Genomic DNA, 12813 nt, shown 5'->3' with positions numbered 1-12813 from the left:
CGGTGGGGTACACGTCGAAGGTGGGCCGGCACGGCTTCCCCCACACGTCCGGCACGGCCGGCCCCCGTGTGCGGCTCAGGCCGGCCCGGAGTGGGGCCGGCCCCGCTCGGCCGCACATCGAGCCGCCACTCACTCCTCGTCAGGAGCCAGCCGCAGCGAGATCGAGTTGATGCAGTACCGCTGGTCGGTGGGGGTCGGGTAGCCCTCTCCCTCGAAGACGTGGCCCAGGTGGGAGCCGCAGCGGGCGCAGCGGACTTCGGTGCGGACCATGCCGTGGGAGCGGTCCTCGATGAGTTCGACGGCGTCCGTGTCCTTGGGGTCGTAGAAGGACGGCCAGCCACAGTGGCTCTCGAATTTGGTGTCGGAGCGGAAGAGCTCGGCGCCGCAGGCGCGGCAGGAGTAGACGCCCTCGGTCTTGGTGTCGGTGTACTCACCGACGAAGGCGGGCTCGGTGCCGGCCTGACGGAGCACCTGGTACTCGGCGGGGGTCAGCTCGGCCCGCCACTGCTCGTCGGGCTTGTCGATCTCGTACGGCATCTGGGGTCCTCCTCAGCTCAGCTGCCCAGGCGGGACAGGATGGCGGGGCCGAGGTCGGTCACATCGCCCGCGCCCATGGTGAGAACAAGGTCCCCGGGCTTCGCCATTCCTGCGATGACCTCCGGGACGGCGGCCTGGTCGCTCTCGGGGGTGACGTCGGCGCCGGCGGTGCGCGCGGCGTCGATGATCAGGGCGCTGGTGATGCCCGGGATCGGGTCCTCGCGGGCCGGGTAGATGTCCAGGATGACGGAGGCGTCGGCCAGGGCGAGCGCCTGGCCCATCTCGGTGCCCAGCTCCTGGGTGCGGGAGAAGAGGTGGGGCTGGAAGACGACCAGCACCCGGGAGCCGTCGGCGGCGCCGCGGATGGCTTCGAGGTCGGCGGTCATCTCCGTGGGGTGGTGGGCGTAGGAGTCGATGACCTGGACGCCGGCCGCCTCGCCCTTGAGCTGGAGGCGGCGCTTGACGCCGGTGTACTTGCCGAGCGCGGAGGCGAGGTTGTGCGGCGCGAGGCCCAGGGCGACGCCGGCGGCCAGGGCGGCGACGGCGTTGTGGGCGTAGTGCCGGCCCGGGACGGAGACGGTGAAGGTGAGGATCTTGCCGCTGGTGAGGGTGACCGTGACATCGCTGGTCAGGCCGCGGGGGTTGACCTTGAGGATGCGGACGTCGGCGTCCGGGGACTCACCGTAGGTGACGACCTCGATGTCGTAGCGGCCGGAGATCCGCTCGGTCAGCTCGCGGGCGCCGGGGTGGTCGGCGGTGATGACCAGGGTGCCGCCGGGGCGGATGCGGCCGACGAAGGTCTCGAAGGACTCGTAGATCTCTTCCATCGAGGCGTAGTTGGCGTGGTGGTCGAGCTCCACGTTGAGGATGATCGCGACCTCGGGGGCGTACTTGTGGAAACTGCGGTCGCTCTCGTCGGCCTCGGCGACGAAGATCTCGCCGGCGCCGTGCTCGGCGTTGGAGCCCGGGGCGTCGAGGTCGCCGCCGATGGCGTAGGACGGCTTGAGACCGAGGGCGCCGAGGGAGACGGCGAGCATGGAGGTCGTGGTCGTCTTGCCGTGGGTGCCGGCGACGGCGATGGGGCGCAGGCCCTCCATGAGGGAGGCGAGCGCGTCGGAGCGGTGGACCACCGGGATGCCGCGCTCGTGGGCGGCGGCCAGCTCGGGGTTGTCCGGGCGGATCGCGGAGGAGACGACGACGCTGGTGGCGTCCGTTGCCAGATGCCCGGCGGCGTGGCCGATGTGGACCGTGGCGCCGAGGGAGCGCAGGGCCTGGGCGGTCGCGGAGTCCTTGGCGTCGCTGCCCGCCACCCGGGCGCCGCGCTGCGCCAGGATCTTGGCGATGCCCGACATGCCGGCTCCGCCGATGCCGATGAAGTGCGGCCGGTCCATCGAGGCTGGGATGGCGGGTGCCATGGGCGGGTCTCCCTGATCGTCGATCATCGCGAGCGGTGGTGCTGTCCATGATTCTCGCACCCGGCACCGACAGTGCCGGTCCGTGGACCCCTGACGGGTGTGGTGGCCGGCCCCGGCCGGGTCCGGGATGCGCCCGGCGCGCGGCGTTCAGCGGCGGATCAGGCCCCGGGCGGTGGCGGCGGCGACCGCGGAGGTGCGGGAGTCCACGCCCAGCTTGGCGTAGATGTGGACGAGGTGGGATTTGACGGTCGCCTGGCTGAGGAAGAGCTGTTTGCTGATCGCCGCGTTCGGCAGACCGTCGGCGACGAGCTGAAGGACCTCGGTCTCCCGGCGGGAGAGCGCGGTGGCGGGGGTGCGCATGCGGTCCATGAGGCGCAGCGCGACGGTGGGGGCGAGGGCGGACTTCCCGGCGGCGGCGGTGCGGACCGCGGCCGCCAGTTCCTCCGGCGGGGCGTCCTTGAGGAGGTAGCCGGTGGCGCCGGCCTCGATGGCGGCGAGGATGTCGACGTCGGTGTCGTAGGTGGTCAGCACGAGGACGCGCGGGGCACCGGGGCGGGCGGTGATCTCCGCCGTGGCCTGGGAGCCGAGCATCCGGCCGCCGAACTGGAGGTCCATGAGGACGACGTCGACGGCGAGCCGCGCGGCGAGGTCGACGGCCTGCTCGGCGGTCGGGACGTCGGCGACGATCTCGAAGTCGTCCTCGGTCTCCAGGACGGCGCGCAGTCCGGCGCGTACGACGGGGTGATCGTCGGCGAGCAGCAGCCGGACGGGGGTGTCCGTCGCGGTCACGGGGCGGCCTCCTGGGCGGCGTCGGGCGGGGCGGCGGGAGTGGGCAGGGTGACGGCGACGGCGGTGCCCTCGCCGGGGGCGGACTCGACGACGAGGGTGCCCTGGAGGGCGCGGGCCCGGGCGCGCATCGCGGCGAGGCCGAAGCCGGTGCCGTCCGCCGCCGCGGAGCCCGGGGCGGGCACCTCGGCGGGGACGAACCCCGCGCCGTCGTCGACGACGTCCAGCGCGACCTCGGTGTCCATGTAGCTGAGGGTCAGCTCGGCCCGTCCGGCACCGGCGTGCCGCACGGTGTTGGCGAGCGCGGACTGGGCGATGCGCAGCAGCGCGACCTCGTGCGTGGTGGGGAGCGCGGTGGGCGTGCCGGAGACCTGGCAGTGCACGGCGAGCGGGGAGGTACGGGCGGTGGTGGCGCACAGCCGTTCCAGCGCGGCGGGCAGCGAGCCGGCCTCCAGGTCGGGCGGGCTCAGCGCACGGACGAAGCGGCGCGCCTCGGCGAGGTTGCCGGCGGCGGTGGTGCGGGCCTGCCGGACATGGCCGAGGGCGGTGCCGGGCTGCCGCGGCAGGGCGCGCTCGGCGGCCCGCAGCAGCAGCTGGATGCTGGACAGGCCCTGGGCGAGGGTGTCGTGGATCTCGCGGGCCAGCCGCTCGCGTTCGGCGAGCACCCCGGCGGCGTGTTCCGCGGCGGCCAGTTCGCTGCGGGCCGCGGTGAGCTCCTCGATGAGGCGGCGGCGCTGCTCGCTCTCCCGGTAAAGGGCCTCGTAGCCGAGGACGACGGCGACGGCGACGGCGGCGCCCAGGGCGGGGCCGAGCACCGTGCCGAGGCTCAGGGCGTGGGTGTGCAGGCCGAATCCGGCGATGGCGGCGGCGGTGGTGGCCGCGACGGCGGCCAGGCCCCCTCTCAGCGGCAGCAGATGCAGCTGGACGAAGAACAGCGGGAAGGCGAGCCACACGCCGTCGGGGGTGAGGGCGAGCAGCACCAGCCAGAGCAGGGCCACGCCGCTCAGCCAGAGGGCGGCGGCGCCGGTGGAGCTGCGGAGGCGGGGCAGCCGGGGGCCGGTCACGTACACCGCGAACAGCGCGGCCGCGGCGGCGGTCACGGCCGGGGCGGCGGGGGTGTGCCCGGCGATCGCGCGCACGCAGGCCAGTGCCAGCAGCGCGGCCACCATCAGGTGCAGACAGCTGCGCAGGACCCGCAGGACGGGGGTGAGGGAGGGGGTGCTCGGGGATTCCCCGGTCGCGGGTTCCCCGGGCGCGGTGTTTCCGGTCTCGGTGTTTTGGGTCGCGGTCTCTTCGGTCACGGCTCCCCCAGGCTAAGCGCCCTCCCCACCTGCGGCATCAACCAAAGGGTTGAGCGCGGGGCACCTCTTTCGATCCGGGCGGACCACTCCCCGGCGCGATGTCCGCGGCCCGCCCGGCGCGCGACGGTGGAGGCCGATGCCGGGCAGTGGAGTCCGGCACCCGGATCCGAGGAGGGCATCGCCGGTGTTCGTCGCCTGGAGGGACCTGAGATTCGCCAAGGGACGGTTCGCCCTGATGGGCACCGTCATTGTGCTGATCACGGTGCTGGTGGGGCTGCTGTCGGGCCTGACGGCGGGCCTGGGCCGGGAGAACACCTCGGCGGTCACCGCGCTGCCCGCCGATCACCTGGTGTTCTCGGCGCCCGCCGACGGCAGGGACGTCGCCTTCACCGATTCGCGGCTGACGGAGCGGACCGTACGGGCCTGGGCGCGGGTGCCGGGCGTACGGCACGCCGACCCGCTGGGGATCGCGACGGCGAAGGCCGAGTCCGGCGGCCGGACCGCCGCGGTGTCGCTGTTCGGCGTGCGGCCGGGGTCGCCGACGGCGCCCGCACGGGTGGGGGACGGTGCGGTGGTGCTGTCCGCGAAGGCCGCCGCCGCACTGGGGGCGCGGGCCGGGGACACACTGACGCTCGGCGGCCGCACGGTCCGGGTGGCGGCGGTGGCGGGCGCGGCGATGTACGCCCATACGCCGGTGGTCTGGACGTCGCTGGAGGACTGGCGGCGGCTGGCGGGCGGGGCCGGAGCGGCCGCCGGTGACCGGCCCGGGCGGACCGGCACGTCCGGCGACGCCGTCGGAGCGACCGTCCTCGCCCTCTCGACCTCCGGCACCGCCGGTCTGGCGGCCGCCGACCGGGCGCTCGGCACAAGGACCGTCGCCGCCGACGACGCCCTGCAGGCCATCGGCTCGTACGCCGCCGAGAACGGGTCCCTGCAGCTGATGCGCGGCTTTCTGTTCGCGATCTCCGCGCTGGTCATCGGGGCGTTCTTCACGGTGTGGACGATCCAGCGCCGCGGCGAGGTCGCCGTGCTGAAGGCGCTGGGTGCCTCGACCTGCTCGCTGCTGCGGGACGCGCTCGGACAGGCCGTGGTGCTGCTGGTGGGCGGGACGGCCCTGGGCAGCGCCGTGGTGGCCGCGGTGGGCGCCGGAATCGGCGGCACGGTGCCCTTCGTGCTCGCCCCGGCCACCGTGCTGGCGCCCGCCCTGATCATGATCGCGCTGGGTGCCGCGGGCGCCGCGCTCGCCATCCGCCGCATCACGTCCGTGGACCCGCTGACCGCCCTGGGAAGTGCCCGATGAGCCTCGAACTGACCGATGTCACCCTCACCTACCCCGACGGCGACGCCCGGCTGACGGCGCTGGACGAGGTCTCGCTGACCGTCCCCGCCGGACGCCTGACCGCGGTGATCGGCCCGTCCGGCTCCGGCAAGTCCAGCCTGCTCGCGGTCGCCGCCACACTGATCCGCCCGGACCGCGGACGGGTGGTGATCGGTGGCACGGACACCGCGGGGCTCGGCCGGGCCGCGCTGACGACGCTGCGCCGCACCGCCATCGGCACGGTCTTCCAGCAGCCCAATCTGCTGCCGTCGCTGACCGCCGCCGAACAGCTGCAGGTGACGGCCCACCTGGCCGGGCGCACGTCGCGTGCGACGCGGGCACGCACGCGGGAACGGGCCCGGGAGCTGCTGTCGGCGGTCGGCCTGGAGGGCCAGGCCCACCGGCGGCCGCATCAGCTGTCGGGCGGTCAGCGGCAGCGGGTCAATATCGCGCGGGCGCTGATGAACGAGCCCGCGGTGCTGCTGGTGGACGAGCCGACCAGCGCCCTGGACCACGAGCGGGGCGCCGCGGTGCTCGCGCTGCTGCGCACGCTCACCCGGCAGCGCGCCACCGCGACGGTACTGGTCACCCACGACCCCGCCCACCTGGACGTGGCGGACACGGTCGCCGAGGTGCGGGACGGCCGGCTGCGTCCCCGGTCCGTCGCCCGCCCCTGACCGCCGACGGAACCCGGCGGAGGGACCCGGCGGAGGGACCGGCAGACAGACGGGCAGGCGGGTCCCGGTGACGGTGGGCCGCTCAGCTTCCGGCGGTCCCCTGGGTCTGGTCGTCCGCCGCATGGGAGAACAGCTTGAGGACCGGGACGCCGACCTTGTGGCGGGCGCGGGAGGCCCAGTCGCGGTGGAAGAACTCCTCCACGAAGTGCGGGGTGGTCAGCACGATCACCTCGTCCGCGCCGGTCTCGTCGACGACGGACCGCAGCAGGTCCAGCGGATGGTCCTCGACCACCTGCCCGACGGCCTGGGCTCCGGTGTCGCGCAGCGCCTGCAGCGTGTGGGCCAGGGAGAGCTCGGCGGGGGCCTCCGCGCGGGCGCCGCCCGGTTCCTCGCCCTCCCGCACGGCGTCGTCGAACTCACCGAGGGCCACGTCGTCGATGGCCCGTAGCAGAACATCCTGCTTGCCGCGAGGCTGCATGAGCACGACGAACGAGATCCGGTCATCGCCGTGCAGGGTGGTCACAAACTCCACATCGGCAGGCGTCAGTGGCTTCTCGATCATCAATACGCTCGTGAACACGACGGACGCCCTTCTTCTCTTCGGGGCGCCGCATGGCACGGAGCCCGACAGACACCATCCTGCCCCGTAGGCGTGCGGGACTGTTGGCTTTCAGTGTGCCCAACAGAAGCTAAGCGGAACAGATAGTTCCGCCGATTGTCACGGCCGGCGGTAGCGCGTGAAGAGGAATCCGCCCTCCTCCAGTACGGATGCCAGGGCGAACCGCTCCGGTACCGGGACGGCGGGACCGTTCATGATCCTCGGCGCGTCGCCCACGGCAACCACCGGAGCCAGCGACAGACACAGCTCGTCCAGGGCGCCGGCCGCCGCGAACTGCCCCAGCAGCATCGGCCCGCCCTCCGTGAGCAGCCGGGTGTGGCCCCGTTCGGCCAGCACCCCGGTCACCCGGGCCGGATCGACGCCCTGCCCCTCACCGGCGAACAGCACCTCGACGCCCGCGGCACGGGCCTTCGCCACCCGGTCCGCGGGCGCGCCCGCGCCGGTCAGCACCAGGGTGGGGACCAGCGGCTCGGTGAACAGCGGCAGGGTGAAGTCCAGCGCGAGGCCGGCGGTCACCACGGCGATGGCGGGGGCCGGGCCCTGGCCGGCGGCGGCCCGGCGGGCGGCGAACGCCTCCCGGGCGCGGGCCGGCCGGTAGCCTTCCTGCCGCACCGTCTCCGCACCCACCACCACCGCATCCGCGAGGCCCCTCAGCACCCCGAAGATCCGCATGTCGGCATCGCTGGAGAGCGGCTGCGAGCGGCCCTCGTGGTGGGCCGCGCCGTCCACGGAGGACACCATGTTCGCCCGCAGCCAGCCGGTGCGCCCCGAGCGCACCGGGGCGTCCGCCGCCGGGTACGCGTAGGCGTCGGCCAGCTCGTGCAGGGTCCAGGCACGGTCCGTGGGGTCGAGGGCCCCCACCTCGGTGTTCCCGGCGGCAGGGGCCGGTGCGGACGGGGCGGGGAGAGGGAACAGGCGTCGCATGGCGGCAGTGTGACATGCCCCTCTCAGCGGACCGGCGGCCCCCGCGCAGGAGATAGGCTGGACGGCTGTGTCGCCTTCCCAGCACTCCGCACCGCAGCCCGACCCGATAGCCGGACCGCCGGCCGACGGGGACGACGCGGCGCCCGCCGCGCTCACCGCCCGCGCCCCGCACGTCCCGGCCGACCGCCTGGTGGCCGAGATGGTGCCGCCGCCGCGCTTCCAGGGCGCCCGGTTCGACACCTACATCCCGGACCCGCAGCAGCCCAGCCAGGCCGAGGCCGTCCAGGTCCTGAGCGACTTCGCGGAGAGCATCGACGCCGGGCGGGCCGGCCCGGGCAAGCGGCGCTGGTTCGCCAGGAAGCCCGCGGCCCCCGTGGGCCCGCGCGGCGTCTACCTGGACGGCGGCTACGGCGTCGGCAAGACCCACCTGCTCGCCTCCCTGTGGCACGCCACCCCCGCCCCGGCCGAGCGCAAGGCCTTCGGCACCTTCGTCGAGCTGACCAACCTCGTCGGCGCGCTCGGCTTCCAGCAGACCGTCCGCACCCTCGGCGAGCACAAGCTGCTGTGCATCGACGAGTTCGAGCTGGACGATCCCGGTGACACGGTCCTGGTCTCCACCCTGCTCGGCAAGCTGGTCGACGCCGGGGTGGCGCTGGCCGCCACCTCCAACACGCTGCCCGGCAAGCTGGGCGAGGGCCGGTTCGCCGCGGCCGACTTCCTGCGGGAGATCCAGGGCCTGAGCGCCCACTTCCGTCCGCTGCGGATCGACGGCGAGGACTACCGCCACCGCGGCCTGCCCGAGGCGCCCGCCCCGTACGACGACGAGACGGTCACCCGCACGGCGTACCGCACGCCCGGTGCCTCCCTCGACGACTTCCCCTCCCTGCTGGAGCACCTGTCCCGGGTGCACCCCAGCCGCTACGGCGCGATGTGCGACGGCATCGAGGCGGTCTGCCTCACCGATGTCCAGGCGGTGCCCGACCAGTCCACCGCGCTGCGCCTGGTGGTCCTGGCCGACCGGCTCTACGACCGTGAGGTGCCGGTGCTGACCTCGGGCAAGGCCTTCGACGAGCTGTTCAGCGAGGAGATGCTGCGCGGCGGCTACCGCAAGAAGTACTTCCGGGCCATCTCCCGGCTGACGGCGCTGGCGCGCGACGCGGGCACCCTGGTGGCCGACGGCTCCCGGTAGACGCGCCGCGGCAACACCCGGGCCGCCGCCTGGTTCCCGGCGGCCCGGCCCCGTGGTACACACGAGCGGGTCACGTCACCTGTCCGCCAACAGGGAGTTGCCCATGTCCGCGACACGACGTCAGATCCTGGCGAGAACCGGAGCGCTGGGGGCGGGAATCGCCTTCTCCGGAAACCTCACGGAGCTCTTCACGGGGACCGCGACCGCACAGAGCATGGGGCGGCGCGGCTACGGCCCGCTGGTCCCCGACCCGCACGGCCTGCTCGACCTCCCCCGGGGCTTCCGCTACCGGGTCCTGTCCCGGGAAGGCGACCCGCTGCGCTCCGGGGAGGGCAAGGTCCCCAGCAACTGCGACGGTATGGCCGCCTTCCCGGGTTCTCCGGGCTCTCGCGGCTCGCACAGTTCCTCCGGACGCCGCGGCGGCACCTTCCTCGTCCGCAACCACGAGAACCGTACGGGCTCGCGCCAGGCCGTCCCCCGGGTCCGGGACCTGACGTACGACCCCGGCGGTGAGGGCGGCTGTACGGCCCTGGAACTCGGCCCGGACAACTCCGTCCGCTCGGAACGGGTCGCCATCGCCGGTACGTCCACCAACTGCGCGGGCGGCCCCACCCCTTGGCGCACCTGGCTGACCTGCGAGGAGACCGAGCACCGGGCCGGTGAGGAGAACTACACCAAGGACCACGGCTTCATCTTCGAGGTCGATCCGTACGACCCGCGGCGCACCGGCGCGGTCCCGCTGACCGCGATGGGCCGCTTCCAGCACGAGGCGATCGCCGTCGACCCCGGCACCGGCACCGTCTACGAGACCGAGGACGCCTTCGACAAGCCGTTCGGCCTGTTCTACCGCTTCCTTCCCAAGAGGCCGAGGGGCGGCCGCGGTTCGCTCCGGGCCGGCGGCCGGCTCCAGGCACTGCGGGTCCCGGGTGTGCCCGACCTCTCCACCGTCCAGCAACCGGGCACCACCTTCGACCACGTCACCTGGGTGGATGTGCCCGACCCGCTCGCCCGTCAGACCCCGGTCCGCTTCCAGGACTTCGGCCCCGGCGGCATCACCCACGCCCAGAAGCTGGAGGGCTGCTACTGGGGCGGCTCGTGCGTCTACTTCGTCTCCAGCTTCGCGCACCGCGACGCCGGCTCGGCGGCCGACCACTACGGCCAGGTGTGGAAGTACGACCCGGAGAAGCGGCGGCTGACCCAGGTCATCGTCTTCGGCCCGGACAGCGACCTCCAACTGCCCGGCGAGTCCCCCGACAACATCTGCCTGGCGCCCAGCGGCGGCCTGATGGTCTGCGAGGACGGCGAGGGCGCCCAGCACGTCTTCGGCCTCACCCGGCGCGGCGAGGTCTATGCGATGGCGCGCGGCCGGCAGAACATCGGCACCCCGCAGAAGCCGGAGTGGGGGGAGTTCGCGGGAGTGACCTTCTCGCCGGACCACCGGACGATGTACGTCAATTGCTATACGCCGGGGACGACGTTCGCGGTGACGGGGCCCTGGCATCACTGAGGCTGCGGGGGCCACGCCGGGCCGCCAGGGGGCCGCCGGCCCGTGGGGAGGGCGCCACGGCCTCGTGGGGCGGCGGTGCCGGGCAGGGCGTCGAGCGTGCGGCTGCTTCCCCCCACCCCCGAACCCACCCCCCGCCCCCTCCCCCGAAGGGGGAGAGGGGGAGGGGCGGGGGAGACATCCGGGCCCGGTTCCAGCGCCGCCGCGGCGCGGCACCCGACGCCTCAGCCCGCCCCGGCCGAACACCCCGACGCCTCAGCCCCGTCCCGTCCCGGCCGCTCAGCCAGCCCCCGCCGTTCACCCCGGCGCCTCAGCCCGCCCCAACCGTTCGCCCCGGCGGCGCTTCAGCTCCGGCCATACGTCCCGGCGCTTCAACTCCGGCGGGAGCTGAGGGCGCAGGCGACGGCGGTGGCGGCGGCCGCGAGCAGGGCGGTGGCGGCGAGCGGCAGCCACGGGGTGGTGATCGTGCCGTGGAGGGAGCCGGTGACCAGGCCCGAGACGGCGGCGTTGGCGGGCGAGGCGCCCAGCACGAGCAGCAGCAGGGCGGCGAGCATGCCCACCGGGATGCTCCAGCCGCTGCTGCGCAGTACCGGCCGGTTGCTCAGCACGCCGATCGCGGTACCCGTCAACAGGCACACCAGCGCGCCGAGCAGCCCGGCGGCCGCCGCGGGCAGGACCGGGACGGCGACCCGGTGGCCGGTGGAGTGCGGGTCGGACAGCAGCACGACCAGTGCCGTACCGAGGAGGGCGAGCAGCACCGCGGTACAGACCGCGGCCAGCACTGCGGCGAGGTGGGCCCGGCCGGGCCCGGCGGCGGCCGCGGTGCAATTGCGGGCCGCCGGAGGCTCGTTGGTGACACAGACCCGGGTCAGCCATACGGCGACCGGCAGCAGGCCGCCCGCGGCCCAGCCGAGCCCGCCGAGGATCGGGTCGCCGCTCTGGACGCCGGCGGCCAGCCAGGCGGCGTAGAGGATCACCGGCGGCAGCCAGCGGTACGAGCGGAAGAGCAGCGCCGTCTGATAGCGGAGAAGAGCGATCACGTGAGCGGGGCCTCGTCAGGTGCGGAAGTGGATCCGGATCCGGATGCGGATGCGGATGCGGATGCAGTCGCGGACGCCTGGGTGGACACGGGGGCGGACGGGGGCGCTGATGCCTCCGTCTACGCGGGGGCGGACGCGGGGGCCGACGCCGGGGCGTCGTCGCCAGGCCCCTCCCCCGGCCCCGCCCCGGCGCTGGTGACCGACCGGATGTGCCACGGCGGCCGTGCGGTGAGCAGGGCGCGCAGCAAGGCGTCGGAGTGGACGGCGGGGACCGTCAGCCGCGTCGTACCGTCCGGCCGCGATACGACCTGTGTCCCACGGGGCAGCCGTGGTGCTCCGGCGGGCATGCGCTCCGGCTCACCGGGCAGCGGCGCTCCCGGAGCGCCCTCCGCCTCGATGACCACTCCGGGGCAGGGCGCGGGCGCCTCGTCCCCCGCCGGGCCGCTCTCCTCATGGGGCAGCAGCCGTCCGTCCGCGACGCGGTAGCGGACGTCGGCCGCGCCCGCCAGCCGCTGCGGGTCATGGTCGACGAAGACGACGGTGCCGCCGTCCGCGACCCGTTCGGCGACCGCACGGTTGAGCACCTCCCGGGCGCCCTGGTCCAGGCCGGTCCAGGCCTCGTCCAGGACCAGGAGTTCGGGTTCGGCGAGCAACGCCTGGGCGACCGCGACCTTCTGGCTCGTCCCCTTGGACAGCTCGGCCAGCGGGGTGCGGGCGTGCGCGGCCGCCCCGAACCGGGCCAGCCATTCGGCGCCACGGCGACCGGCTTCGGGGCCGCGCAGTCCGTGGATGCGGCCGAGGTGGGTGAGGTAGTCGACGGCGGTGAAGGGCAGCGCGGCCGGGAACCGTTCGGGCACATAGGCGCTGCGCGGGCGCCCGGTGATGCGTCCGGCGCTGGGCCGGTCGATCCCGGCCAGCAGCCGCAGCAGGGTGGATTTCCCGCTGCCGTTGGTCCCTTCGATGCGCAGCAGCGCACCCGCGGGCACCTCGAGTCGTACGTCCCGCAGCACCCACGGGCCCCGCACCCCGTAGCGCCGCCCCACCCCGTCCAGCCTCATACGTGTTGGCACCTCCACCGCCACTCGGTGCTGCTGTCCGGCACTGCCACCCGATGCTGCTCTCGGCACTGCCACCCGGCGGCCTCGGTCCGCTCCGCCGTCCCCGACGGTAGCCGGATGAGCTTGCCGGTGCCCGCCCCAGAACGTGGCGCGCCGCGTCCGGCGCACAACACGGCGCCGGGCAGGCGGTCCTGACGGCGTTGGCTCGCCGCTGCGGTGTTGCCCACCGGCCGGCCCCCTGGGCACGGAGCAGCGGCGAGCGGGAGGCAACGGGACGCCGCCGGCAGTCGGTCACGGGCCCCCTGTCAGTGGCGGCTGGCAGACTGGACCGGTGACCAGCACAGAAGGCGGACGGGTGACCAGCACGGAAAGCACCAGCACGGAAAGCGCGAGCACAGAGAGCGCCGGCACAGCACGCACCGGCACGGAGAGCACCGGCGCGGAA

General features: G+C 74.4%; 12 protein-coding genes. 4 read left to right on the top strand and 8 right to left on the bottom strand.

Annotation, left to right across the window (positions count from 1 at the left end; genetic code table 11):
• Nucleotides 1–129 precede the first annotated feature (129 nt).
• The 4 genes from msrB to ABZ851_RS26695 all read right to left on the bottom strand — a co-directional run bounded on the left by msrB (nt 130) and on the right by ABZ851_RS26695 (nt 3907).
• Nucleotides 130–537, bottom strand: a complete 408-nt coding sequence (gene msrB, locus ABZ851_RS26710; RefSeq protein WP_361132347.1) for a peptide-methionine (R)-S-oxide reductase MsrB — start codon at nt 535–537, stop codon at nt 130–132.
• A 17-nt stretch (nt 538–554) separates the two neighbouring features.
• A complete protein-coding gene (gene murC, locus ABZ851_RS26705) occupies nt 555–1952 on the bottom strand; it encodes a UDP-N-acetylmuramate--L-alanine ligase (RefSeq protein ID WP_361132344.1) in 1398 nt (465 codons plus the stop codon).
• Between the two features lie 147 nt (nt 1953–2099).
• Nucleotides 2100–2741: a response regulator transcription factor gene (locus tag ABZ851_RS26700; protein ID WP_361132341.1), complete on the bottom strand. Its 642-nt coding sequence runs from the start codon at nt 2739–2741 to the stop codon at nt 2100–2102.
• Nucleotides 2738–3907 carry a sensor histidine kinase gene (locus tag ABZ851_RS26695; protein ID WP_361132417.1) on the bottom strand — a complete coding sequence of 390 codons (1170 nt, stop codon included), beginning with the start codon at nt 3905–3907 and terminating at the stop codon, nt 2738–2740. The genes ABZ851_RS26700 and ABZ851_RS26695 overlap by 4 nt, the downstream gene beginning before the upstream one ends.
• A gap of 316 nt (nt 3908–4223) precedes the next feature.
• Here ABZ851_RS26695 and ABZ851_RS26690 point away from each other — a divergent pair, with 316 nt between their 5' ends.
• Nucleotides 4224–5339 (top strand): FtsX-like permease family protein, encoded by a 1116-nt coding sequence (locus tag ABZ851_RS26690; RefSeq protein ID WP_361132338.1) that lies wholly within the window; start codon nt 4224–4226, stop codon nt 5337–5339.
• Nucleotides 5336–6034 carry an ABC transporter ATP-binding protein gene (locus ABZ851_RS26685; protein WP_361132335.1) on the top strand — a complete coding sequence of 233 codons (699 nt, stop codon included), beginning with the start codon at nt 5336–5338 and terminating at the stop codon, nt 6032–6034. Before ABZ851_RS26690 ends, ABZ851_RS26685 begins: the two co-directional genes overlap by 4 nt.
• 82 nt (nt 6035–6116) lie before the next feature.
• On the opposite strand, the gene ABZ851_RS26680 is transcribed toward ABZ851_RS26685, so the two are convergent.
• Together ABZ851_RS26680 and ABZ851_RS26675 are read right to left on the bottom strand one after the other, a co-directional pair.
• A complete protein-coding gene (locus tag ABZ851_RS26680) occupies nt 6117–6614 on the bottom strand; it encodes an indole-3-glycerol phosphate synthase (RefSeq protein WP_361132332.1) in 498 nt (165 codons plus the stop codon).
• Between the two features lie 138 nt (nt 6615–6752).
• Entirely contained in the window at nt 6753–7577 is an 825-nt protein-coding gene (locus ABZ851_RS26675; RefSeq protein ID WP_361132329.1) for a dihydrofolate reductase family protein, read from the bottom strand.
• Between the two features lie 67 nt (nt 7578–7644).
• Here ABZ851_RS26675 and zapE point away from each other — a divergent pair, with 67 nt between their 5' ends.
• Both zapE and ABZ851_RS26665 read left to right on the top strand, forming a co-directional pair.
• Nucleotides 7645–8766: a cell division protein ZapE gene (gene zapE, locus ABZ851_RS26670; protein WP_361132326.1), complete on the top strand. Its 1122-nt coding sequence runs from the start codon at nt 7645–7647 to the stop codon at nt 8764–8766.
• Between the two features lie 103 nt (nt 8767–8869).
• Nucleotides 8870–10273, top strand: a complete 1404-nt coding sequence (locus tag ABZ851_RS26665; RefSeq protein ID WP_361132323.1) for an alkaline phosphatase PhoX — start codon at nt 8870–8872, stop codon at nt 10271–10273.
• Nucleotides 10274–10641: 368 nt separating this feature from the next.
• Here the strand turns inward: ABZ851_RS26665 and ABZ851_RS26660 are convergent, their stop codons facing one another.
• Both ABZ851_RS26660 and ABZ851_RS26655 read right to left on the bottom strand, forming a co-directional pair.
• Nucleotides 10642–11310: an ABC transporter gene (locus ABZ851_RS26660; protein WP_361132320.1), complete on the bottom strand. Its 669-nt coding sequence runs from the start codon at nt 11308–11310 to the stop codon at nt 10642–10644.
• 119 nt (nt 11311–11429) lie between these two features.
• Entirely contained in the window at nt 11430–12368 is a 939-nt protein-coding gene (locus tag ABZ851_RS26655; protein ID WP_361132317.1) for an ABC transporter ATP-binding protein, read from the bottom strand.
• Between the last annotated feature and the right edge of the window lie 445 nt (nt 12369–12813).

The organism is Streptomyces sp. NPDC047049 (assembly GCF_040643995.1).
Classification (GTDB): domain Bacteria; phylum Actinomycetota; class Actinomycetes; order Streptomycetales; family Streptomycetaceae; genus Streptomyces; species Streptomyces mooreae.
Note: the sequence above shows the minus strand (reverse complement) of the source record. Positions and strands in the feature narration are given on the sequence as shown.

Coding starts and splice junctions, on each gene's coding strand:
- ABZ851_RS26695 (WP_361132417.1), bottom strand. CDS start 3,907: ATGGTGGCCGCGCTGCTGGCACTGGCCTGCGTGCGCGCGATCGCCGGG.
- msrB (WP_361132347.1), bottom strand. CDS start 537: ATGCCGTACGAGATCGACAAGCCCGACGAGCAGTGGCGGGCCGAGCTG.
- ABZ851_RS26675 (WP_361132329.1), bottom strand. CDS start 7,577: ATGCGACGCCTGTTCCCTCTCCCCGCCCCGTCCGCACCGGCCCCTGCC.
- ABZ851_RS26685 (WP_361132335.1), top strand. CDS start 5,336: ATGAGCCTCGAACTGACCGATGTCACCCTCACCTACCCCGACGGCGAC.
- ABZ851_RS26665 (WP_361132323.1), top strand. CDS start 8,870: ATGTCCGCGACACGACGTCAGATCCTGGCGAGAACCGGAGCGCTGGGG.
- ABZ851_RS26655 (WP_361132317.1), bottom strand. CDS start 12,368: ATGAGGCTGGACGGGGTGGGGCGGCGCTACGGGGTGCGGGGCCCGTGG.
- murC (WP_361132344.1), bottom strand. CDS start 1,952: ATGGCACCCGCCATCCCAGCCTCGATGGACCGGCCGCACTTCATCGGC.